Source organism: uncultured Pontibacter sp. (genome assembly GCF_947499215.1).
GTDB lineage: Bacteria > Bacteroidota > Bacteroidia > Cytophagales > Hymenobacteraceae > Pontibacter.
Map to the genome: position 1 here is coordinate 534,429 of NZ_CANMNI010000002.1, position 22,886 is coordinate 557,314.

The following is a 22,886-nucleotide window of genomic DNA, read 5'->3' on the forward strand; positions in this document are numbered from 1 at the left end:
TTCTTACTTGTTGGCTTTTTTAGATTTCTTAGATTGCTGTTGCTCTAGTTGCTCTTCAGTCATGCTGTCAATCACGAGTGTCACGTGATTTGATCTTTTTCTGATGCGGTATCCACGTCCTTGTGGAGCTGGGCGAAGACGCTTCAGCATTTTACCTTCATCTACAAAAATTTCTTTGATGAAGAGATTAGCATCTTCGATGCGAGAATCTTCGTTCTTCTGTTGCCAGTTTGCTAAGGCAGATAAAAGAAGTTTTTCGATTCTGGCAGCACCTGAGTTTGCTTCGAATTTCAATAAGCCAAGGGCTTTGTTTACGCTCTTGCCGCGTACCAAACCTGCTACTAATCGCATTTTGCGAGGAGAAGTAGGCACGTTCTTAAGTCTTGCTACTGCTTCCATTTTATCGCTTGCCTTTATCTTTTTTAGCAATATGACCTCTAAAGTTTCTGGTTGGGGCAAACTCACCGAGTTTGTGTCCAACCATGTTTTCAGTTACATACACCGGAATGAATTTATTGCCGTTATGTACTGCGAATGTGTGTCCAACGAAATCTGGAGAAATCATGGATCTGCGTGACCAAGTCTTGATAACAGTCTTCTTTCCAGACTCGTTCATCACGTCTACTTTCTTCTCGAGCCTATAGTCAATATAAGGCCCTTTTTTTAATGATCTAGCCATTTACTATTTCTTTCCTCTATTAACTATAAGTTTCTCAGAATGCTTCTTCTTGCTGCGAGTCTTAAGACCTTTAGCCAGTAAGCCTTTACGTGAACGTGGGTGACCACCTGAAGACTTACCTTCACCACCACCCATAGGGTGATCAACTGGGTTCATGGCAACACCACGAACTCTTGGACGCTTACCTAACCATCTGTTACGACCGGCCTTACCGATCTTCACGTTCATATGGTCAGAGTTTGAAACTGTTCCTACTGTAGCGTAGCAGTTTACAAGCACCATGCGAAGCTCACCTGAAGGCAATTTGATGGTAGCATAACGACCTTCTCTTGCAACTAACTGAGCATATGAGCCAGCGCTTCTTGCAAGTGTTGCGCCTTGACCAGGCTGCAACTCGATGTTATGTACTATAGTACCTAGAGGAATATCAGATAAAGGAAGGCAGTTGCCTACTTCAGGAGCAACCCCAGGACCTGATACGATCTCTGTTCCAACCTGAATGCCGTTAGGAGCAATGATATAGCTCTTCTCGCCATCTGCATAGAATAGGAGCGCAATGCGGGCTGTTCTGTTTGGATCGTACTCAATAGTCTTCACTGTAGCCGGCACACCGTGCTTTGTACGTTTGAAGTCTATTACTCTGTACTTCTGCTTATGACCACCGCCCAAATAGCGCATAGTCATTTTACCTGAGTTATTGCGTCCACCAGATTTTTTACTCGGTGCCAACAAAGATTTCTCTGGCGTAGCTGTCGTGATCTCATCGAACGCTGGCGCTACACGGAATCTTTGACCTGGTGTTGTTGGTCTTAACTTCTTTAAAGCCATTGTTATTTAATTATATGCTGCTGTAAAAGTCGATTACTTCGCCCTCTTTCAAGGTAACGATTGCTTTTTTCTTAGAAGCCGCACGGCCTGAAACAGCACCAGATTTGGTATACTTGCTCTTTACTTTACCTTGCGTTTTCATGGTGGCTACTTTCTCAACAGTAACTCCATATAGTTTCTCAACTGCCTTCTTGATTTCTACTTTGTTGGCTTTGATGTTTACCTCGAAAGCATACTTTCCAACCTCGTTCATGGCAGCGAATTTTTCCGTCAGAAGCGGTTTTTTCAGAATCATAATATTATGCGCTTAGGAGGTTTTCGATGATGTTTACAGATTCCTCTACCAGCAGCACTCGGTCCGTGTTCAACAGATCATAAGTGTTTAGGTCGCTAGCAGTTGAGATCTTTACTTTGTTCAGGTTTCTGCCAGAAAGAACAACGTTCTTATCAACTGCAGGAAGTACTAGCAAAGTCTTGCCATCTACCTTAAGGTTGCTCAGAATGCTCTTGAATTCTTTCGTCTTAGGAGCCTCAAATGTGAAAGACTCTAGCAAAGAAACTTTGTTATCTTTTGCCAGAAGAGAAAGCGCTGATACTCTTGCTACTTCTTTAAGTTTCTTGTTCAGTTTAAAGCTGTAGTTTCTTGGCTTAGGACCAAATACTCTACCACCACCTACAAATAGAGGAGCCTTCAAGCTACCCGCACGGGCACCACCAGTTCCTTTTTGCTTCTTGATTTTCTTGGTAGAACCTGCTACTTCAGCTCGCTCCTTTGATTTGTGCGTGCCCTGTCTTTGATTAGCCAGGTACTGCTTTACGTCAAGATACATTGCATGCTCATTTGGCTCAGCACCAAACACAGCATCAGAAAGTGTCACCTTTCTACCTGTATCCTCACCTTTAATATTCAATACAGAAAGCTCCATTTTATTTCTCAATTAACACGTAAGAATTTTTGGCACCTGGAACAGAGCCACTAACTACTAACAGATTTTTGTCTGCAATCACACGCAGTACCGTCAAGTTTTGAATCTTAACACGGTTACCGCCCATACGGCCAGCCATACGCATGCCTTTGAAAACTCTTGATGGCCAAGAGCATGCACCGATTGAACCAGGGTGTCTTGCTCTGTTGTGCTGACCGTGCGTCTGCCCACCCACACCGGCAAAGTTGTGACGTTTCACAACGCCTTGGAAACCTTTACCTTTTGATGTGCCTACCACGTCAACGAACTCTCCTTCTTCGAATAGATTTACATCTACTGAATCTCCAAGATTCAGAGAAATTCCTTCTACATCGAATTCTGCAACTTTTTTCTTAGCTGACGTATTAGCTTTTTTGTAATGACCAGCTTCTGCTTTCGTTACTCTTTTAAGCTTTTTCTCGCCATAGCCAAGCTGTACAGCTGCGTAGCCATCAGTCTCAACCGTCTTCACTTGAGTAACTACACATGGGCCTGCTTGAATAAGCGTAACTGGAGTGTATTTACCATCTGTAGTGAAGAGGCTTGTCATTCCGATTTTTTTACCGATAATTCCAGGCATTCAACTTGTTTTTTAAAAGATGGATATAATGATTTTAGCCCTCAGCTTTTGCTAAGGGAGTGCAAAGTTAATGAATTTTAAAATTCTTTAACAAGTTTTGTGTAAAATATTATTAATCAGCACATAAAAAAAGAGAACCCGAAGGTTCTCTTTTTAGTAGTTCCACAAGTTCTTATCAAACTTTGATCTCAACATCAACACCACTAGGAAGCTCAAGCTTCATTAGGGCGTCTACTGTTTTAGAGCTTGTAGAGTATATATCTACAAGTCTTTTATAAGTACAAAGCTGAAACTGCTCTCTTGACTTCTTGTTCACGTGTGGTGAACGCAGTACAGTGAATTTATCCTTCTCTGTTGGCAGAGGAATTGGACCGCTTACGATTGCTCCAGTAGCCTTTACAGCTTTTACAATCTTCTCTGAAGACTTGTCTACTAGGTTGTGGTCGTAAGACTTAAGCTTAATTCTAATTTTCTGATTCATTATCTTTTACTACTATTTAGCTGCAGTTCCTTTTAATTTTGCGATGATGCCATCTGCCAAGTTTTGCGGTACTTGCTCATAGTGAGCGAAAGTAAGCGATGCAGTAGCTCTACCTGAAGTAATTGTACGTAGGTCAGTTACGTAACCAAACAGTTCTGAAAGTGGAACATCAGCTTTAACAACTGTAGAAGTTCCTTTTGTATCCATTCCTTTCATGATACCTCTTCTTCTGTTCAGGTCACCAGTTACTGGTCCTGTGTACTCATCCGGAGTAACTACGTCAACCGCCATAATTGGCTCGAGTAGTTTTGGAGCACACTGCTTGCCTGCTTCTTTGAAGCCTTGACGTGCAGCCAGTTCAAAAGAAAGTGAGTCAGAGTCAACGTCGTGGAATGAACCGTGGAAAAGACGAACTTTCATTGAATCGATTGGGAAGCCTGCTAGAATACCATTCTTCATGGCTTCTTCAAAACCCTTTTGAATCGCTGGGATGAATTCTCTTGGAATAACACCACCCACAATAGCATTTTCGAATTCCAAACCTTGTTTGCCATCTTCACGTGGTCCCATTGTGAACACGATATCGGCAAACTTACCACGACCACCAGACTGCTTCTTGAACACCTCTCTGTGCTCCACTGACTTGGTGATTGTTTCTTTATAAGCTACCTGTGGAGCACCTTGGTTCAGTTCAACCTTGAATTCACGCTTCATACGGTCGATGATGATCTCCAAGTGAAGCTCACCCATACCTCTAAGGATTGTTTGTCCGGTTTCCTCATCAGTGTTAACCTGAAGAGTTGGATCTTCTTCAACAAGTTTGGCAATCGCCATACCCATTTTATCAGAGTCAGCTTGTGTTTTCGGCTCGATAGCGTATCCAATTACTGGCTCAGGGAACTCCATTGACTCCAGAACGATTTTGGCACCTTGGTCGCAAAGTGTATCACCTGTTTTGATGTCTTTGAAGCCTACTACTGCCGCGATATCACCAGCTTGCAACTTGTCAATCTGGATTTGCTTGTTCGCGTGCATCTGGAAGATTCTTGAGATACGCTCCTTGTTGCCAGAACGAGAGTTGTATACATAAGAACCAGAATCAAGCACACCTGAGTAAGCACGCACGAAGCATAGACGACCTACATAAGGGTCAGTCGCAATTTTAAATGCAAGACCAGCAAATGGATCAGTCTCTGATGGCTTTCTTGCTATTTCTTCACCCGTATCTGGGTTTGTACCGATAATGCTCTCTTTGTCTACCGGTGATGGAAGCAACGCCATTACATAGTCAAGCATTGTCTGAACACCTTTGTTCTTGAATGATGAACCGCAAAGCATTGGCACGATCGCCATATCGATAGTTGCAGCGCGAAGAGCGGCAAGTATTTCGTCTTCTGTGATTGATGCAGGATCGTCGAAGTATTTCTCCATCAATCGCTCATCGTAATCAGCAACAGCTTCCAGAAGTTTCTCTCTGTATTCTTCTGCTTCTTCCAGCATATCGTCTGGAATTGGAACTTCCGTAAAGGTCATGCCTTTATCTTGCTCATTCCAAACAATACCTCTGAAGTTTACTAAGTCAACTACACCTTTGAAGTTGTCTTCAGAACCGATTGGTAATTGAAGTGCCACAGCATTGCTGCCTAGCATTTCCTTTACTTGACGACAAACATTCAAGAAGTCAGCACCAGAACGGTCCATCTTGTTTACGAAACCGATACGGGCTACCTTATAGTTATCTGCAAGTCTCCAGTTTGTCTCTGACTGAGGCTCTACGCCATCTACAGCACTAAAAAGGAAAACTAGACCATCTAGAACGCGCAATGAACGGTTTACTTCTACTGTGAAGTCAACGTGTCCTGGCGTGTCTATAATGTTGATATGATAGTCGTTATTTCTGTACGGCCAGTTTACAGTTACAGCTGCGGAAGTAATAGTGATACCACGCTCTTGCTCCTGCTCCATCCAGTCAGTGGTAGCTCCACCTTCGTGAACCTCACCTAATTTGTGAGATTTACCTGTATAGTAAAGAATACGCTCTGTTGTCGTGGTCTTACCAGCGTCAATGTGAGCTGCAATACCAATATTACGTGTGTATTTTAAGTCCCTTGCCATTAATTAAAATCTAAAGTGTGAGAATGCTTTGTTTGCCTCGGCCATTCTGTGCGTGTCGTCTTTCTTCTTCACGGCAGCACCTTCACCTTTTGCAGCTGCGATAATCTCGCCAGCCAATTTGTCTTTCATTGTCTTCTCACCTCTCTTGCGAGCGTAAGAAATCATCCACTTGATACCAAGAGATACTCTGCGGTCCGGACGAACCTCAGTCGGCACTTGGAAAGTAGCACCACCTACGCGGCGGCTTTTCACCTCTACGCTTGGCATCACATTGTTCAATGCTTTCTTCCAAGTCTCAAGGCCGTTCTCTTTCGTTCTTTGCTCTACTAATTCTACAGCATCATAGAAGATTCCATAAGCAATACTTTTCTTACCATCTTCCATCAGATAGTTAACGAAACGTGTTACTAAGGTCTCTTTGAATTTTGGATCAGGAAGGAGAACTCTACTTTTAGGCTTTGCTTTTCTCATTGTAATATTATTCTATCAATTATTTTTTCTTTCCACCTTTACCTGCTGCAGCGGCTGGCTGTCCTGGCTTAGGTCTCTTAGCACCATACTTAGAACGTGACTGTAGACGACCGCTTACACCGGCAGTATCCAGCGCACCACGTACGATGTGATAACGAACACCTGGAAGGTCTTTCACTCTACCTCCTCTGATAAGCACAATAGAGTGCTCCTGAAGGTTGTGTCCTTCACCTGGAATATAGGCGTTAACCTCTTTTCCATTTGTAAGTCTTACTCTAGCTACCTTACGCATAGCTGAGTTTGGCTTCTTAGGAGTGGTTGTGTACACTCTTGTACATACACCACGACGTTGTGGGCATGAATCTAGGGCTGGAGACTTCGACTTTGAAGTTAACTTCTCTCTTCCCTTTCTTACTAATTGCTGTATAGTAGGCATTTATAATTTGTTAATTATAGATTTTTTTCACTCTAAAATTTGGTCTGCAAAGGTAGGAAAATCACTTTGCAAATTCAAAATTTTAATCCATTAATTATTAGCACCTTAGGCTTCCCCCATTGTTCCACCAAAGTTCATTGGGAAAGAAGGAGCTTCATTTGCCGGCTTTATCTCGCCAAAGCTGCTTTCGAATTTCTGAATGTTATCGGCCAGAGCCGCCAACAATCTCTTGGCATGCTCTGGCGTGATAACGATTCTTGATTTTACTTTTGCTTTTGGCAGACCTGGCATCAGTCTTATAAAATCAATCACAAATTCACCACTTGAATGGGCAATCATTGCCAAGTTGGCATACTCCCCTTCTGCTATCTCTTCAGATAACTCTATGTTAATTTGATTCTGATTTTTCAGCTCTTCTGCCATACCTGATTATCTATTGTTTTGTAGTTCCTGCTGCTTAGCGCGGGTTCCCACACCAGACTTCTTGGACTCAACCAGTGCATCGTACTCATCCTGGCTACCAACAATTAAGTTTTGGTAGTCACGAAGACCTGTACCGGCTGGGATCAGGTGACCAACGATCACGTTCTCCTTCAGACCGAGCAGTTCATCTGCCTTACCCTTGATAGCTGCTTCGCTCAGTACCTTTGTAGTCTCCTGGAATGAAGCCGCAGAGATAAAGCTTTGCGTACCCAAAGATGCTTGTGTGATACCTTGCAGAGTTGGTCTTGATACAGCTGGAGAAGCATCTCGCACTGTCACCAATTTTAAGTCGCGGCGCTTCAGACTGGAGTTCTCATCACGCAGTCTTCTTGCTGTCACAATCTGTCCAGGCTTCATGTTTGACGAATCTCCTGCTTCCTCAACAACTTTCATGTCGATAATGCGATCATTCTCTTCCATGAAGTTGATCTTGTCTACTACTTGATGCTCCAAGAAGCTTGTGTCACCTGCATCGATGATTACCACTTTCTGCATCATCTGGCGAACTACCACCTCAATGTGCTTGTCATTGATTTTCACACCCTGCAAGCGGTATACTTCCTGAATTTCATTCACAAGATACTCCTGTACAGCGCCCGGTCCCTGAATATTCAGGATATCATTTGGTGTGATCGCACCATCTGAAAGTGGCATACCTGCACGCACGAAGTCATTGTCCTGTACAAGGATGTGCTTAGAAAGCGGCACCATGTATTTCTTCTTCACGCCGTCTTTCGACTCAATAAAGATTTCACGGTTACCACGCTTCACGCTACCATAAGTCACGACACCATCGATCTCAGAAACTACCGCCGGGTTAGATGGGTTACGAGCTTCAAACAATTCCGTAACTCGTGGAAGACCACCTGTAATGTCTCGGGTTTTACCGATTGCACGTGGTATCTTCACCAGAATCTGACCGGCTTTGATTTTCTCGCCGTTCTCCACCGTTAAGTGAGCTCCTACCGGAATGTTGTAACCCTTCGGTTCTCCACTCTTCGGATTCACTATAATGGCTGGGTTTTGCGTCTTATCTTTTGTATCGATGATTACCTTCTCACGGTAACCTGTCTGCTCATCCGACTCTTCACGGTATGTTATACCTTCAATGATCGATTCGTAAGCGATCTCACCATCGAACTCAGAAAGGATAACGGCGTTATATGGATCCCAAACACACAGTTGGTCTCCTTTTTCAACTACCTGTCCTTCGTTTACAGTTATGAAAGAGCCGTAAGGTACGTGGTTGCTAATTAGCAGCTTTCCAGTGGCTGTATCTACAATCTTCACCTCTCCTGAACGTCCCATCACTACTTTCACTGGCTCACCCTCATTATTGATGGTGTCGATTGTACGAACATCTTCGAACTCGATCTTACCGGCGAACTTCGCTCTGATCATGGCATCTACCGCAATGTTAGATGCCGTACCACCTACGTGGAACGTACGGAGTGTCAGCTGTGTACCTGGCTCACCGATGGACTGTGCGGCAATTACACCAACAGCCTCACCTTTCTGCACCATAAATCCTGTTGCCAGGTTACGGCCGTAGCACTTAGCACAGATACCACGCTTCGATTCGCACGTAAGTACTGAGCGAATCTCTACTGTTTCAATGGCTGTGTTTTCGATGGCGCGCGCTACTTCTTCAGTAACTTCATCACCAGACTCTACAATCAGCTCATTGGTGATCGGGTCATATACATCATGTACTGTCACGCGACCAAGGATACGCTCAGATAGAGACTCCACGATATCCTCGTTGTCTTTCAGTGCGCTCACTTCCAGACCTCTCAGCGTACCGCAATCTTCCTCGTTCACGATTACGTCCTGCGATACGTCTACCAGACGACGAGTCAGGTAACCAGCATCGGCAGTCTTAAGGGCTGTATCGGCAAGACCTTTACGAGCACCGTGTGTTGAGATGAAGTACTCGATTACATCCAGACCTTCCTTAAAGTTAGAAAGGATCGGGTTTTCGATAATCTCACCAACTGAGCCCTGCAATGATTTCTGTGGCTTAGCCATCAGACCACGCATACCACCCAACTGACGAATCTGCTCTCTTGAACCACGAGCACCTGAGTGCATCATCATGAAGATCGAGTTGAAGCCTTGATCATCATTCTCCAAACGACGCATCAACGTTTCAGTAATCTGGTTGTTGATACGAGTCCAAATATCGATTACTTGGTTGTAACGCTCGTTGTCTGTGATCAGACCCATCGAGTAGTTCTGCCATACGGCATCTACATCTTTCTTAGCCTGAGCTACTAGAATGTCCTTCTCTGCTGGAATCTGGATATCACCCAGACCCATTGAGAGACCGCCTTTATAAGCAGACTGGAATCCTAGTGTTTTGATATCGTCTAGGAAGTGAGCGGTACGGGCCATACCCGTTTCCTTGAATACTCTTGAGATGATCTGCTGAAGTTTTTTCTTCGTTAACAGCTCATCAATGTATCCAACCTCTTCCGGTACAAACTGGTTGAAGATAACTCGGCCGGCTACTGTCTCGATTAGTTTCGTTACCAGTTCACCTTTTTCATCTTTTACTTTAGCTCTTACTTTAATGTAAGCTTGCTTAGAAAGACGGCCTTCGTTGATCGCAATAATAACTTCCTCCGCAGAGTAGAAGCTCATGCCTTCACCAGGTATAGTTTCATTTTCTGTGCTACGCTTTCCTTTTGATACATAGTATAAACCAAGTACCATGTCCTGAGAAGGTACAGCAATAGGTGCACCGTTAGCAGGGTTCAGGATGTTGTGCGAAGCAAGCATCAGCATAGAGGCTTCCAGTACAGCTGCAGGTCCAAGTGGAACGTGCACCGCCATCTGGTCACCGTCAAAGTCGGCGTTGAATGCCGTACACACCAATGGGTGCAACTGGATTGCCTTACCTTCGATCAGTTTTGGCTGGAATGCCTGTATACCTAATCTGTGGAGCGTAGGAGCACGGTTAAGGAGTACTGGATGGCCTTTCAGCACGTTTTCCAGAATATCCCAAACAACAGGGTCCTTGCGGTCCACAATTTTCTTTGCTGACTTTACAGTCTTTACGATACCTCTTTCGATCAGCTTGCGGATAATGAACGGCTTGAAAAGCTCAGCTGCCATGTTCTTTGGCAGACCGCACTCATGCAGCTTCAGTTCAGGACCAACTACAATTACCGAACGGCCAGAGTAGTCAACACGCTTACCAAGCAAGTTCTGACGGAAACGTCCCTGCTTACCTTTCAGCATGTCAGAGAGCGACTTCAGCGCACGGTTACCTTCTGCACGCACAGCGTTCACTTTACGTGAGTTGTCGAACAGGGAGTCAACCGCCTCCTGTAGCATACGCTTCTCATTACGGAGAATCACTTCAGGGGCTTTGATCTCGATCAGACGCTTCAGACGGTTGTTACGGATAATAACACGGCGGTAAAGGTCGTTCAAGTCAGAGGTTGCGAAACGGCCGCCGTCCAAAGGAACTAGCGGACGAAGCTCTGGTGGAATAACAGGCACCATGCGGATGATCATCCACTCTGGTCTGTTCTCAATTCTTGTTGTTGCATCACGGAATGCTTCCACTACACGAAGACGCTTCAATGCCTCAGCTTTACGCTGCTGCGATGTCTCGTGAGCGGCAGCGTGACGAAGCTCGTAGGACAGGTCGTCCAAGTTCGTACGCTCCAATAGCATCTGCAATGACTCAGCTCCCATTTTCGCGATGAACTTATTTGGATCGTTGTTGTCCAACATCTGGTTCTCACGCGGGAGCTTGTCAATCATATCCAAGTACTCATCTTCAGTCAGGAAGTCGAGTGTATTCACACCGTCTTCTGCCAGAATACCTGGTTGGATTACTACATATCTTTCATAGTAGATGATCTGGTCAAGCTTCTTAGTTGGCAAGCCTAACAGATAACCTATTTTATTCGGAAGAGATTTGAAGTACCAGATGTGTGCTACAGGAACTACCAGTTCAATGTGGCCCATACGCTCACGGCGCACTTTCTTTTCAGTAACTTCCACACCGCAACGGTCGCAGATGATACCTTTATATCTGATTCTTTTATACTTTCCGCAGTGGCATTCCCAGTCCTTTACGGGTCCGAATATTCTTTCGCAGAATAGACCGCCCATTTCAGGCTTATAGGTTCTATAGTTGATTGTCTCAGGCTTTGTAACCTCGCCATTTGATCTCTCCAGAATCGACTCTGGGGAAGCCAAGCTGATCGTTACTTTGGAGAAGTCCTGAGTTAGCTTTTTGTTTTTTGCAAATGCCATATTATTATAATAATGTCGATACAATGAATATGCCTTACAGCGATTCTATATAAAGTGCGCTAAGCGTACCGACTTTTGTCAGTACGCTTAGCTTATACTTTACTACTCTAAGGTGATCTCGAGCGCCAGACCTCTTAACTCGTGAATCAATACGTTGAATGATTCCGGGATATTTGGTTTCGGCAACACATCGCCTTTCACGATTGCCTCGTAGGCTTTCGCACGGCCGATCACGTCGTCAGATTTCACTGTAAGTATTTCCTGCAGTACGTTCGAAGCACCGAATGCCTCAAGAGCCCATACCTCCATCTCACCGAAACGCTGACCACCGAACTGGGCTTTACCGCCCAATGGCTGCTGTGTGATGAGTGAGTATGGTCCGATTGAACGGGCGTGCATCTTATCGTCAACCAAGTGACCTAGTTTCAGCATGTAAATAATACCTACTGTTACAGGCTGGTCAAAGCGATCGCCAGACAGACCATCGTACAGGTATGAACGACCGAACTTCGGAAGTCCTGCCTCCGCCAGTTCTGCTGAAACTTGGTCCTCAGTGGCGCCGTCGAAGATCGGAGTAGCATAAGTTCTACCCAGTTTCTTTCCAGCCCATCCAAGTACAGTCTCATAGATTTGACCGATGTTCATCCTTGAAGGTACACCCAGTGGGTTCAGCACGATATCCATTGGTTCTCCTGTTTCCAAGAATGGCATATCCTCTTCACGCACAATACGGGCAACCACACCCTTGTTACCGTGACGACCAGCCATCTTGTCACCCACTTTCAGCTTACGCTTCTTCGCGATGTATACCTTGGCTAGCTGCACGATACCTGCTGGCAACTCATCTCCTACCTCCAATGTGAAACGCTCACGCTTGAAGTGTGCGGAAGTAATGTTACGGCGCTTGTTGTAGTTTTTCACAAGTTCCACCAGCATGCTATTGGTCTTCTCGTCGGCAGTCCAGTTTTCCAGAATTAGATCCTTGAACATGTTCACCTCTTCCGGGACCGCATAGTTACTTTCGTCCTTATATGGGTTCTTCTCAGGGAATAGGGCCTCAATAATGTTCTTTCTAGAGAATTTAGAGCCTTTTGTCAGAATCTCATCACCGAACTTGTGCTTAATACCCTGAGACGTCTTGCCTTCCAGCAAAGCCACCAGTTTATCAACCATCACGTTCTTAATAGCGTTCAGATCCTTCGAGTATTTAACTTTTAACTCTTCAACCTCTTTCTTAGACTTAGCACGCAGGTTTTTGTCTTTCTTAGGTCTAGAGAAAAGTTTTGTCTCAATAACTACACCGTTCAGTGATGGCGGCGCCTTAAGCGAGGCATCCTTCACGTCACCGGCTTTGTCACCGAAGATCGCACGCAGAAGTTTTTCTTCCGGAGTCGGGTCTGTCTCACCTTTCGGTGTGATCTTGCCTATCAAGATGTCACCTTCACGAACCTCGGCACCGATACGGATTATACCGTTCTCATCAAGGTTCTTTACGGCTTCCTCGCTAACGTTCGGAATTTCAGAAGTAAGTTCTTCTTCACCACGCTTGGTCTCACGAACTTCAAGTTCGAATTCCTCGATGTGGATAGAAGTGAAGATATCATCTCTTACTACTTTTTCAGAGATAACAATAGCATCCTCGAAGTTGTAACCTTGCCATGGCATGAACGCCACCTGCATGTTACGACCGATTGCCAGTTCACCATTGTTAGTGGCGTAACCTTCGCAAAGCGGCTGTCCTTTTGTTACACGCTGACCGGTATAAACGATCGGCGTCAGGTTAATGCAGGTATCCTGGTTTGTTCTTCTGAACTTGATCAGGTTGTATGTTACATACTCCGCATCAAAAGCAACCAGCTTCTCTTCCTCTGTCAGATCGTATTTAACTACAATCTTATTAGCATCTACGAAGTCAATTAAACCGTCGCCTTCAGCGATTACCAGTGCTCTTGAGTCGATAGCCGCTCTTCTTTCCAAACCGGTACCTACGATTGGAGCCTCAGGCTTCAACAGTGGAACGGCTTGGCGTTGCATGTTCGAACCCATCAGGGCACGGTTGGCGTCATCGTGCTCCAAGAATGGAATCAACGAAGCCGCTACCGATACGATTTGGTTCGGCGCAACGTCCATATAGGTATAGGTGTTAGGCTCTTCCACAGGGAAGTCACCCTCAAAACGACCTTTTACTCTATCATTGATAAAGTTACCCTTATCATCGATAATGGCGTTAGCCTGCGCGATGTGGTGGGTATCTTCCTCCTCAGCCGTCAGGTATTCAACGGTACCGTTCATCTCCACGATACCTTCATTCACCTTACGATAAGGCGTTTCGATAAAGCCCATGTGGTTCACGCGAGCGTGCACACAAAGCGATGAAATCAGACCGATGTTCGGACCTTCTGGCGTTTCGATTGTACAAAGACGACCGTAGTGCGTGTAGTGAACGTCACGAACCTCGAAACCGGCTCGTTCTCTTGAAAGACCGCCTGGTCCGAGTGCAGATACACGACGCTTGTGCGTCACTTCTGCCAGCGGGTTGGTCTGGTCCATGAACTGAGACAGCTGGTTTGTTCCGAAGAACGAGTTGATCACAGAAGAAAGCGTACGAGCGTTGATCAGGTCAACAGGCTTGAAGTCTTCGTTGTCACGCACGTTCATACGCTCCTTGATGGTTCTTGCCATACGGGCAAGGCCTACTCCGAACTGCGCGTAAAGCTGCTCACCTACCGTTCTTACACGGCGGTTGCTCAAGTGGTCAATATCATCCACTACAGCTTTAGAGTTGATCAAACCGATCAGGTACTTCACGATCAGGACGATGTCCTCATTGGTTAAAACCTTCGCATCCCAGTTTGTATCGAGACCCAGCTTTTTGTTAATTCTGTAACGACCAACTTCTCCTAGATCATAACGCTTGTCAGAGAAGAATAGCTTCTGGATAATATCACGTGCAGTTTCTTCGTCTGGCGCTTCTGTGTTACGAAGCTGACGGTAGATCTGCTCAACCGCTTCTTTCTCAGAGTTGGAGTTATCTTTCTGGAGCGTGTTATAGATGATGGCGTAGTCCGCAATATTAACATTCTCACGGTGGAGAATGATAGACTTTGTACCGGAATCAACTATTACATCTATATCCTCTTGGGTGATTTCTGAATCTCGCTCCAAAAGAACCTCATTACGGTCAATTGATACAACCTCACCAGTATCCTCATCAACGAAGTCTTCAGTCCAAGTACGTAGTACACGAGCAGCCAATCTGCGGCCGATCGCGTTCTTCAGGTTAGTCTTAGTTGCTGGCAGTTCTTCTGAAAGGCCAAACAAGTCCAAGATATCCTTATCCGTACCGTAACCGATGGCACGCAATAGCGTGGTTACCGGGAACTTCTTCTTACGGTCGATGTAAGCATACATCACGTTGTTAACGTCCGTTGCAAACTCAACCCAAGATCCTTTAAAAGGAATAATTCTGGCAGAATACAGTTTTGTACCGTTCGTGTGCTTGCTTTGTGCGAAGAACACGCCTGGTGATCTGTGAAGTTGAGATACAATAACACGTTCAGCCCCATTTATTACAAATGAGCCTTTCTCAGTCATGTATGGGATATTACCCAAGAAAACTTCCTGTTCGATCGTCTCAAAGTCTTCGTTATCCTCATCATTACAGATAAGGCGAAGCTTAGCTTTAAGCGGAACAGAATATGTAAGACCTCTGTCGATGCACTCATCCACTGAGTACTTCGGAGGATCTATATGATAGTCGATAAACTCTAGTACAAAGTTTTCTCGTGAATCGGAAATCGGAAAGTTCTCAGCGAACACCTTGAACAAACCTTCCTGAGCCCTATTCTCAGCTGGAGTCTCCAGCTGGAAGAAGTCCTGGAATGACTGTAGCTGAACGTCCAAGAAGTCAGGGTAGTCAATAACCGGGTTTATAGAGGCAAAATTGATTCGCTCTGTCGTTTTATTCTTAGCCAAAGCCATGGAATTTTAACGTTTACAATATGATTCCAGCACATAGCTATACACATAGCTACGGGCAAAAAAAGGATTCACCATTTGAATCCATATACAAACAGGAAAAGACCTGACGAATATGCCAGGTCTACCTGTTATCGGTATGTTGGTAAGTGAGATTATTTAACCTCTACTTCAGCACCAGCTTCTTCCAAAGATTTCTTCAGTGATTCAGCTTCGTTCTTGTCCACACCTTCTTTAAGAGGCTTAGGAGCGCCGTCTACCAGTTCTTTCGCTTCTTTCAAGCCAAGACCAGTCAATTCTTTTACAAGCTTAACAACTGCAAGCTTAGATGCACCAGCTGACTTAAGGATTACGTCAAAAGAAGTTTTTTCTTCTGCAGCAGCTCCACCGTCAGCAGCACCACCACCAGCCATCATAACTGGAGCAGCAGCAGCTGGCTCGATACCATACTCATCCTTAAGAATTGTAGCTAGTTCATTAACCTCTTTCACAGTTAAGTTAACTAACTGCTCAGCGAATGCTTTCAAATCTGCCATTTTATTGAAATTAAAAGTTACTTATTGATTACGTTTTTAAATTATTCTTTTTCAGATAGGGTTTTCAGGATGCCGGCAAGTTTGCCACCGCTGCTCTGGAGAGCAGAAACAACATTCTTAGCTGGAGACTGAAGTAAGCCAATGATATCGCCGATAAGCTCATTCTTAGACTTGATGCTAGCTAATGTGTCAAGCTGGTTCTCACCAACATAAACACCGCCATCAATATAGGCACCCTTCAACAATGGAAGCGTATTGCCTTTCTTTCTGAAGTCTTTCAGAAGCTTACCAGGAGCATTACCTGACTCAGCAGAAAACAAGATACCAGATGAACCTTTCAGTACTTCCTCTAGCGTGGCAGTGTCTGCCTCTAGGGTATCTAATGCTTTCTTAATGAAAGTGTTTTTGTAAACTTTGTACTCCAAGCCTCTTTCGAAGGCCATTCTCCTGAACTGGTTAATGCTGGCTACACTCATAGTAGACGCATCTGTGATATAGAAATAGCTAGTGTTCGCTAACTTCTCGCTCAGGTCTTTAACAATTATCTCTTTTTCTTCCCTGGTCATGTTCTTAGATAGTTGCGTTCTTGTCAACGATTACGGCCGGGCTCATTGTGCTAGACAATGTTATGCTCTTAATGTAAGTACCCTTTGCTGAAGATGGCTTCAGTCGGTTCAGTGTAGCAATTACTTCTGCAGCGTTCGCGGCAAGTTGCTCTGGCGAGAAAGACACTTTGCCAACACTTGTATGGATAATACCATACTTGTCAACTTTAAAGTCGATCTTACCTGCTTTTACTTCTTTAACTGCTTTAGCAACGTCTTGAGTAACTGTACCCGACTTTGGGTTTGGCATCAGGTTACGAGGACCTAAGATTCTACCCAAACGACCAACTTTAGCCATTACTGCAGGCATCGTGATGATCACGTCTACGTCAGTCCAACCTTTTTCAATTTTTTGGATATAGTCATCAAGACCTACGAAGTCAGCACCCGCATCTTTAGCTTCCTGCTCTTTGTCAGGAGTAACCAATGCTAGTACTTTAACGTCTTTACCGGTGCCATGCGGAAGGGTAACAATACCACGAACCATTTGGTCGGCTTTGCGAGGGTCAACGCCTAAGCGTACATCAATATCAACAGAGGCATCAAACTTGGTAAAAGTGATATCTTTTACTACTGAAGCCGCATCTGTTAAAGAATACTCTTTTGTCAGGTCAACCTTTTCTAAAGCTGCTTTCCTGTTCTTTGAAATCTTCGCCATTATCCTTTAACTCTAATTATTCGTTCCACGGAGCGTTTCCAGACACTGTAATACCCATGCTTCTTGCTGTACCGGCTACCATTTTCATGGCAGACTCCAGTTTGAAAGCATTTAAGTCAGGCATTTTCAGCTCTGCAATCTCTCTTACCTGATCCCATGTAACTGAACCTACTTTGTTACGGTTAGGCTCTTTAGAACCTCCCTTAATTTTAGCAGCATCCATTAACAATACCGGAGCAGGGGGCGTCTTAATAACGAAGTCGAAGGACTTATCTGCGTATATTGTAATCAACACTGGTAACACTTGTCCCGGCTTATCTTGGGTTCTAGCATTAAACTGCTTACAGAACTCCATGATGTTAAGACCTTTAGAACCAAGTGCAGGTCCAATCGGTGGCGATGGATTCGCGGCACCTCCCTTTACCTGAAGTTTCAGGTAACCTTTTATTTCCTTTGCCATTATATGTATTTACTACGATTCTTTTTCTACCTGCATGTAATTCAGCTCAACAGGTGTGTTACGGCCAAATATCTTCACCATAACGTTAAGCTTCTTACGCTCTTCAAACACTTCCTCCACAGTACCCGAGAATCCGCTGAAAGGACCGTCCATCACTTTCACCATCTCACCTACCAAGAACGGGGTATCCAGTACCTCAGCTTGCTCTTCCGCTTCGTCTACAGTACCCAGAATTCTGTTTACTTCTGACTGACGAAGAGGAACTGGCTTCTTGTTCTGACCTCCTTCATTGGACCCAAGGAAACCAATAACACCAGGCGTGCTGATAATAATGTGCTCAGCCTCACCGTGTGATAGATCTGCCTGCACTAGCACGTAACCTGGAAAGAAGTTGCGTTCTCTGATCTTTTTCTTTCCGCCTCGCATCTCATACACCTTTTCGGCAGGTATAAGAACTTGAGGTACATACTCACCCAGGTTCTGTCTGATTACTTCGTTCTCGAGATAAGCTTTTGCCTTTTTTTCTTGGCCGCTTACCGCACGAACCACATACCATTTTAACTCAGCCATAGACTTTTATTAAAACTGGTTGTAAAACCACGACAGGGTTGAGTCAAACACAAAATCCATCGCTCCGACTACAAGGGCAAAAATCAAAGAGCCAATCAACACCAATACAGAACTATTCTGTAAATCAGAATATGAAGGCCATGAAACCTTGTTTTTCATTTCCTCCACTGTCTCGTCTATGTAGCCTTTTACTTTGCTCATCGCCTTCGCTTTAATAGATTGTAAATTGCACGGGTGGAGAGACTCGAACTCCCAGCCAATGGTTTTGGAGACCACTACTCTACCAATTGAGCTACACCCGTAAAAAAATGCACACCAATTTTAATTGGAGTGCAAATTTATTTAAAAGAATATTAAAAACAAACCCGTCCCCGAAAAAAGATTCCAGAAACGGGTTTGTTTAATATTAATTAGTCAAGAATTTCAGTTACCTGACCGGCACCTACTGTTCTACCACCCTCGCGGATAGCGAAACGTAGACCTTTTTCCATTGCTACAGCGTTGATTAGGTTTACCTCGATAGTGATGTTATCACCAGGCATTACCATTTCTACGCCTTCTGGCAGCATGATCTCACCCGTAACGTCTGTCGTTCTGAAGTAGAACTGTGGACGGTACTTGTTGAAGAATGGTGTGTGACGGCCACCTTCTTCTTTAGAAAGAACGTAAACCTCAGCTTTGAACTTCATGTGAGGCTTCACTGAACCTGGCTTACAGATAACCATACCACGGCGGATATCGGTTTTCTCAATACCACGCAGCAACAGACCTACGTTGTCACCAGCTTCACCACGGTCAAGGATCTTACGGAACATCTCAACACCAGTTACTACTGACTTAAGGTTCTCAGCACCCATACCTAGGATTTCAACCTGCTCACCAGAGTTGATAACACCACGCTCGATACGGCCTGTAGCTACAGTACCACGACCAGTGATTGAGAACACGTCCTCTACTGGCATCAAGAATGGAAGGTCAGTCAAACGAGCTGGGATTGGAATGAAGCTATCTACTGCTTCCATCAATTCCTCGATAGTCTTAACCCACTTCTCATCACCGTTCAAGCCACCAAGAGCTGAACCCTGAATAACTGGAATGTTGTCGCCGTCGAAGTCATAGAAAGAAAGAAGCTCACGGATTTCCATCTCAACAAGCTCAAGAAGCTCTGGATCGTCCACCATGTCCACTTTATTCATGAATACTACCAGCTGAGGTACACCTACCTGACGAGCAAGAAGGATGTGCTCACGCGTCTGTGGCATTGGACCGTCAGTCGCAGCAACCACTAGGATAGCGCCGTCCATCTGGGCAGCACCAGTAACCATGTTCTTCACGTAGTCAGCGTGACCTGGGCAGTCAACGTGAGCATAGTGACGGTTTTCTGTTGCGTATTCTACGTGAGAAGTATTGATAGTAATACCTCTTTCTTTTTCTTCTGGAGCGTTATCAATAGAAGAGAAGTCGCGAAGTGCAGCAAGACCTTTCTTAGCCAGAACTGTAGTAATGGCAGCAGTCAAAGTTGTTTTGCCGTGGTCAACGTGACCGATAGTACCGATGTTTACGTGCGGTTTGGAACGGTCAAATGTTTCTTTAGCCATTGTATGATAATTAAATTAAGGTTAAAACGTTTAAGTATGTTGCGTTAATTATACACGTAACGGACTTAGAGCCAACGATGGGAATTGAACCCACGACCCCTTCCTTACCAAGGAAGTACTCTACCCCTGAGCTACGTCGGCTTTTTCCATCACTTATCTTAAAAATGAGTTTATACTAAAAAGGAAATCCATCTGCATGAAATTCCTTCAAAATCAACCCATAATTGATAAGCAGCACGCGGATTGCTTATGAGCGGGAGACGAGGGTCGAACTCGCGGCCTATAGCTTGGAAGGCTATCGCTCTACCAACTGAGCTACTCCCGCTTCTAATGCAGCAAACCATTAAAAAGCGTGGTCTTAAGTGTGGGGAGAGCAGGATTCGAACCTGCGAAGTATCACTACAACGGAGTTACAGTCCGTCCCATTTGGCCGCTCTGGAATCTCCCCGAAATATTTAACCAGACTGACTTTTTCAGCCTTCCTTAACCCTTCGAAGCTAGCTTTACGACCAACTCTTTGTTCTAAGGAGATGCAAAATTAAGCGCTTTTTCTTTCCAGTCAAATATTCTCTAAAAAATTCTTCACTTTTTTTTCAATGCCCCTTACAGAGAGACTTGATTATACAGCTCCAGCAGCCTTTTATCCTGCTCATTTGTCCTGATTTCCTTCAGCAACTCTACTATCTCTGGGCGTTCTGACAACACCATAAGTGCCTGAAAGGCAGCCATGCGCACATAGTATAAACGGTGCTCCTGTGCCATCTCTGCCAGCATCGCGACAGCCTCTGGAGTATAGGCTTCATCATTCACTGCCATAAACGCTCCGAAGCTTTGCAGCAGATAATATAAGCCCGTACCCTTGGCGCTTTGTGCTTGCTTCATAAACCAATCGTACTTCGTCGGTCCCCCTTTCACGGCATAGTAGGATGCCAATGCTAGTACCACTTCCTCATTCGTCTCCTTTTCAAATGCTGCTAATCGCTTGGCAACATCTTGGGCATCAGTCATGGCATAGGACAGTATACCCGCTGCAGCAACTTTGTAAGATTTATCTTTCATTGCTTGCTGATACAGTGCGCTGTATTCGTCATCGCCCCATTCAGATAGTAATAAGATGGCACCGGCTCGCACATCTCCCTTTTTATCATTCTCCGCCAATCTTCTCACTTGATTCTCCAGAACTTCTGCCCTCTTGCCTTCTAGCTTGCCTGCGACATCCAATGCTACGTTCCTAATTACCCAGAAATCATCTCGCAAGGCTTCTTGCACCAAGCTTACTGTTTCTGGATTGTTAATATCCTGACCAAATTCTTCAAGTGCCTCTAGCCTTGGATTCAATACGCCAGCATTCCGAAACTGGAAAGCCAACTCAGCTGGTGTCTTGGCATGCTCAACGGTTCCTAGCAGCTGCTGCTCGCTGTCGAAAAGCACAAGTTGTGGGTTAGCGCCAGCCGGCAAGTTAAAGGTCTGGTTCGCTCTCGTGATCTCGATCTGATGCTCGGTCTTTTTACCATTCTCCCATATAGCCACTTTTAGCGGAAGCCGGTACACGGGCTGGTAAAGTGTGTCCTGCTGTTGCCATACCTGCAGTGCAACCGCACCGTTTTGGTAGGTATGGCTTACTTTCAACTCAGGATGCCCCGGGCGCATAAACCATTGTTCGAAGAACCACATCAGGTCCTCGCCTGTGGTATCTTCAAAAGCCATGCGCAGCTCGGCTACTTCCACATCCGAAAACTTGTTCTGGGTGAGGTAGCGGTTCAGCGAGGCAAAGAAGGCCTCGTCGCCCACATACTTGCGGAGCATATGCAATACGCGGCCGCCCTTTGCATAGGAGTGACTGTCAAACATGTCTTCGCGGTCAGCATAGCGGTAGCGGATCAGCGGTTCTCTTTTGGTTTCGGCTTCATCCAGATACTGGCCCAGCTCTTCTAGGTGGTGGTAGGCGGCCTCGTCGGCGCCATACTTGTGCTCTGTCCAGAGGTATTCGGAGTAATTGGCGAAAGCCTCGTTAAGCGGCAGGTTGGCCCAAGACTCTGTGGTGACGTAGTTGCCAAACCACTGGTGAAACAGCTCATGCGCAATGATGCCATCCCAGTTCTTGTCCAGCAGTTCCCGCTCGTTCAGCTGCAAATCCTCCATAAAGGTGGAGGCCGATGTGTTCTCCATCGCACCCGACACAAAGTCGCGCACTACTACCTGCGCATACTTTGACCATGGGTAGTCCACCCCTAGCTTTTTTGAGAAAAACTCGAGCATCTCCGGCGTGTTGCCAAATATCTGCTTGGCGGTTTTCTCATAGGCTGGCTCCACATAGTAATCAACCTCCAAGTCGCGCCACTTGTCTTGTACCACGGCGTACTCCCCTATCGCCATCATAGTCAGGTATGGCGCATGCGGCTTCTCCATTTTCCAGTAGTCGGTCTTGGTACCGTCGGCGTTTTTGCGGGAATAGGTGAAGGTGCCGTTGGAGAGGGTTGTAAACTTCTGGTCTACGGTAATGTAAAGCTCTTGCGTCATGCGCTCGTTAGGTGAGTCGATGGTTGGGAACCAAGCGGAATTGGCCTCCGTTTCGCCTTGGGTCCAGATTTGGCGCGGCTTGTTCGGGTCTGCCCCTGTCGGATTGATAAAATACAGGCCTTTGTCTTGGGTAATGGCATCGCTGCCACCCAATTCTAGCTCGTTTGGCTTAGCGGTATAGTCAATCTCGATAACATACTTGTCATTGCGGGTATAAGTCTTCCCCAAGTCTACCGTCAACTTCATGCCATCATAGGTATACTTTAGATCCGTGGCCTCGAAACCATTCATCAGGCTCACACTGTGTATATCAAAACCCTTAGCATCTAGCACCAATTGGTTCTGCGGGTAGAAGTATGGCTTGAGGGTGAGCTCGGCTATACCGTGCAGGTACTGTTTCTGCCAATCGAAACTAACGCGCAGCTTAGTGTGCAGCAAGTCATGCACCCGGGTTTTGGAGGGGTTAAAGGCATGGTTCTTTGGGGCCCACACAGGCGGTTCGGCAACTTCTGTGGCCGGTTTGCCAGCTACTGCCTCAACTGCGGGAACAGTACCAATTTGCTTATTCACACTGCAACCGCCCGTAAAAGCCATAGCGGCAGCGAGGCCAACTATGTTCAGAAACCTATGATTCATGATGGAATGTTTTAA

21 protein-coding genes and 4 tRNA genes are annotated in these 22,886 nt (G+C 45.3%); all 25 read right to left on the reverse strand.

Annotation, left to right across the window (positions count from 1 at the left end; all coding sequences use genetic code 11):
* Positions 1-3 precede the first annotated feature (3 nt).
* Entirely contained in the window at positions 4-399 is a 396-nt protein-coding gene (gene rplV / locus Q1A04_RS10320; RefSeq protein WP_299705041.1) for a 50S ribosomal protein L22, read from the reverse strand.
* A 1-nt stretch (position 400) separates the two neighbouring features.
* Positions 401-679 (reverse strand): 30S ribosomal protein S19, encoded by a 279-nt coding sequence (rpsS, locus tag Q1A04_RS10325; protein WP_076420878.1) that lies wholly within the window; start codon positions 677-679, stop codon positions 401-403.
* Positions 680-682: 3 nt separating this feature from the next.
* The gene (gene rplB / locus Q1A04_RS10330; protein ID WP_299705045.1) at positions 683-1,507 is read right to left on the reverse strand and encodes a 50S ribosomal protein L2; all 825 of its coding nucleotides are present in this window, start codon (positions 1,505-1,507) and stop codon (positions 683-685) included.
* Positions 1,508-1,517: 10 nt separating this feature from the next.
* Positions 1,518-1,805 carry a 50S ribosomal protein L23 gene (gene rplW / locus Q1A04_RS10335; protein ID WP_299706982.1) on the reverse strand — a complete coding sequence of 96 codons (288 nt, stop codon included), beginning with the start codon at positions 1,803-1,805 and terminating at the stop codon, positions 1,518-1,520.
* A 1-nt stretch (position 1,806) separates the two neighbouring features.
* Positions 1,807-2,433, reverse strand: coding sequence for a 50S ribosomal protein L4 (rplD, locus tag Q1A04_RS10340; protein ID WP_299705047.1), 627 nt, complete (start codon positions 2,431-2,433; stop codon positions 1,807-1,809).
* 1 nt (position 2,434) lies between these two features.
* Positions 2,435-3,052, reverse strand: a complete 618-nt coding sequence (gene rplC, locus Q1A04_RS10345) for a 50S ribosomal protein L3 (protein WP_299705049.1) — start codon at positions 3,050-3,052, stop codon at positions 2,435-2,437.
* A 175-nt stretch (positions 3,053-3,227) separates the two neighbouring features.
* On the reverse strand, positions 3,228-3,533 hold the full coding sequence (gene rpsJ / locus Q1A04_RS10350; RefSeq protein ID WP_007654312.1) for a 30S ribosomal protein S10: 306 nt from the start codon (positions 3,531-3,533) through the stop codon (positions 3,228-3,230).
* Positions 3,534-3,545: 12 nt separating this feature from the next.
* Entirely contained in the window at positions 3,546-5,648 is a 2,103-nt protein-coding gene (gene fusA, locus Q1A04_RS10355) for an elongation factor G (RefSeq protein WP_299705058.1), read from the reverse strand.
* Between the two features lie 3 nt (positions 5,649-5,651).
* Entirely contained in the window at positions 5,652-6,119 is a 468-nt protein-coding gene (rpsG, locus tag Q1A04_RS10360; RefSeq protein WP_007654316.1) for a 30S ribosomal protein S7, read from the reverse strand.
* 19 nt (positions 6,120-6,138) lie between these two features.
* Positions 6,139-6,555: a 30S ribosomal protein S12 gene (rpsL, locus tag Q1A04_RS10365; protein WP_115565639.1), complete on the reverse strand. Its 417-nt coding sequence runs from the start codon at positions 6,553-6,555 to the stop codon at positions 6,139-6,141.
* Positions 6,556-6,660: 105 nt separating this feature from the next.
* Positions 6,661-6,978 carry a DUF3467 domain-containing protein gene (locus Q1A04_RS10370; protein WP_299705066.1) on the reverse strand — a complete coding sequence of 106 codons (318 nt, stop codon included), beginning with the start codon at positions 6,976-6,978 and terminating at the stop codon, positions 6,661-6,663.
* A 6-nt stretch (positions 6,979-6,984) separates the two neighbouring features.
* Entirely contained in the window at positions 6,985-11,310 is a 4,326-nt protein-coding gene (rpoC, locus tag Q1A04_RS10375) for a DNA-directed RNA polymerase subunit beta' (protein WP_299705069.1), read from the reverse strand.
* A 102-nt stretch (positions 11,311-11,412) separates the two neighbouring features.
* Positions 11,413-15,285: a DNA-directed RNA polymerase subunit beta gene (gene rpoB / locus Q1A04_RS10380; RefSeq protein ID WP_299705072.1), complete on the reverse strand. Its 3,873-nt coding sequence runs from the start codon at positions 15,283-15,285 to the stop codon at positions 11,413-11,415.
* A gap of 158 nt (positions 15,286-15,443) precedes the next feature.
* On the reverse strand, positions 15,444-15,824 hold the full coding sequence (gene rplL, locus Q1A04_RS10385; RefSeq protein ID WP_220626026.1) for a 50S ribosomal protein L7/L12: 381 nt from the start codon (positions 15,822-15,824) through the stop codon (positions 15,444-15,446).
* 41 nt (positions 15,825-15,865) lie between these two features.
* Positions 15,866-16,390, reverse strand: coding sequence for a 50S ribosomal protein L10 (gene rplJ, locus Q1A04_RS10390; RefSeq protein ID WP_299705078.1), 525 nt, complete (start codon positions 16,388-16,390; stop codon positions 15,866-15,868).
* A gap of 4 nt (positions 16,391-16,394) precedes the next feature.
* Positions 16,395-17,087: a 50S ribosomal protein L1 gene (gene rplA, locus Q1A04_RS10395; protein WP_299705081.1), complete on the reverse strand. Its 693-nt coding sequence runs from the start codon at positions 17,085-17,087 to the stop codon at positions 16,395-16,397.
* Between the two features lie 16 nt (positions 17,088-17,103).
* Positions 17,104-17,547, reverse strand: coding sequence for a 50S ribosomal protein L11 (gene rplK, locus Q1A04_RS10400; RefSeq protein ID WP_018476831.1), 444 nt, complete (start codon positions 17,545-17,547; stop codon positions 17,104-17,106).
* Between the two features lie 12 nt (positions 17,548-17,559).
* A complete protein-coding gene (nusG, locus tag Q1A04_RS10405) occupies positions 17,560-18,117 on the reverse strand; it encodes a transcription termination/antitermination protein NusG (protein WP_299705087.1) in 558 nt (185 codons plus the stop codon).
* Between the two features lie 9 nt (positions 18,118-18,126).
* Positions 18,127-18,318 carry a preprotein translocase subunit SecE gene (gene secE / locus Q1A04_RS10410; protein WP_299705090.1) on the reverse strand — a complete coding sequence of 64 codons (192 nt, stop codon included), beginning with the start codon at positions 18,316-18,318 and terminating at the stop codon, positions 18,127-18,129.
* 28 nt (positions 18,319-18,346) lie between these two features.
* Positions 18,347-18,419 (reverse strand) — tRNA-Trp (locus Q1A04_RS10415).
* 108 nt (positions 18,420-18,527) lie between these two features.
* The gene (gene tuf, locus Q1A04_RS10420; protein ID WP_299705092.1) at positions 18,528-19,715 is read right to left on the reverse strand and encodes an elongation factor Tu; all 1,188 of its coding nucleotides are present in this window, start codon (positions 19,713-19,715) and stop codon (positions 18,528-18,530) included.
* 69 nt (positions 19,716-19,784) lie between these two features.
* Positions 19,785-19,856 (reverse strand) — tRNA-Thr (locus tag Q1A04_RS10425).
* Positions 19,857-19,967: 111 nt separating this feature from the next.
* Positions 19,968-20,040, reverse strand: a tRNA-Gly gene (locus tag Q1A04_RS10430).
* A 40-nt stretch (positions 20,041-20,080) separates the two neighbouring features.
* Positions 20,081-20,163 (reverse strand) — tRNA-Tyr (locus tag Q1A04_RS10435).
* Between the two features lie 155 nt (positions 20,164-20,318).
* Positions 20,319-22,871: a M1 family aminopeptidase gene (locus tag Q1A04_RS10440; protein WP_299705094.1), complete on the reverse strand. Its 2,553-nt coding sequence runs from the start codon at positions 22,869-22,871 to the stop codon at positions 20,319-20,321.
* Positions 22,872-22,886 lie beyond the last annotated feature (15 nt).

Bases quoted from the DNA above. Each gene is read 5' to 3' on its own strand.
- rplV (WP_299705041.1), bottom strand. From the start codon at position 399: ATGGAAGCAGTAGCAAGACTTAAGAACGTGCCTACTTCTCCTCGCAAA.
- rpsS (WP_076420878.1), bottom strand. From the start codon at position 679: ATGGCTAGATCATTAAAAAAAGGGCCTTATATTGACTATAGGCTCGAG.
- rplB (WP_299705045.1), bottom strand. From the start codon at position 1,507: ATGGCTTTAAAGAAGTTAAGACCAACAACACCAGGTCAAAGATTCCGT.
- rplD (WP_299705047.1), bottom strand. From the start codon at position 2,433: ATGGAGCTTTCTGTATTGAATATTAAAGGTGAGGATACAGGTAGAAAG.
- rplC (WP_299705049.1), bottom strand. From the start codon at position 3,052: ATGCCTGGAATTATCGGTAAAAAAATCGGAATGACAAGCCTCTTCACT.
- rpsJ (WP_007654312.1), bottom strand. From the start codon at position 3,533: ATGAATCAGAAAATTAGAATTAAGCTTAAGTCTTACGACCACAACCTA.
- fusA (WP_299705058.1), bottom strand. From the start codon at position 5,648: ATGGCAAGGGACTTAAAATACACACGTAATATTGGTATTGCAGCTCAC.
- rpsG (WP_007654316.1), bottom strand. From the start codon at position 6,119: ATGAGAAAAGCAAAGCCTAAAAGTAGAGTTCTCCTTCCTGATCCAAAA.
- rpsL (WP_115565639.1), bottom strand. From the start codon at position 6,555: ATGCCTACTATACAGCAATTAGTAAGAAAGGGAAGAGAGAAGTTAACT.
- Q1A04_RS10370 (WP_299705066.1), bottom strand. From the start codon at position 6,978: ATGGCAGAAGAGCTGAAAAATCAGAATCAAATTAACATAGAGTTATCT.
- rpoC (WP_299705069.1), bottom strand. From the start codon at position 11,310: ATGGCATTTGCAAAAAACAAAAAGCTAACTCAGGACTTCTCCAAAGTA.
- rplL (WP_220626026.1), bottom strand. From the start codon at position 15,824: ATGGCAGATTTGAAAGCATTCGCTGAGCAGTTAGTTAACTTAACTGTG.
- rplJ (WP_299705078.1), bottom strand. From the start codon at position 16,390: ATGACCAGGGAAGAAAAAGAGATAATTGTTAAAGACCTGAGCGAGAAG.
- rplA (WP_299705081.1), bottom strand. From the start codon at position 17,087: ATGGCGAAGATTTCAAAGAACAGGAAAGCAGCTTTAGAAAAGGTTGAC.
- rplK (WP_018476831.1), bottom strand. From the start codon at position 17,547: ATGGCAAAGGAAATAAAAGGTTACCTGAAACTTCAGGTAAAGGGAGGT.
- nusG (WP_299705087.1), bottom strand. From the start codon at position 18,117: ATGGCTGAGTTAAAATGGTATGTGGTTCGTGCGGTAAGCGGCCAAGAA.
- secE (WP_299705090.1), bottom strand. From the start codon at position 18,318: ATGAGCAAAGTAAAAGGCTACATAGACGAGACAGTGGAGGAAATGAAA.
- tuf (WP_299705092.1), bottom strand. From the start codon at position 19,715: ATGGCTAAAGAAACATTTGACCGTTCCAAACCGCACGTAAACATCGGT.
- Q1A04_RS10440 (WP_299705094.1), bottom strand. From the start codon at position 22,871: ATGAATCATAGGTTTCTGAACATAGTTGGCCTCGCTGCCGCTATGGCT.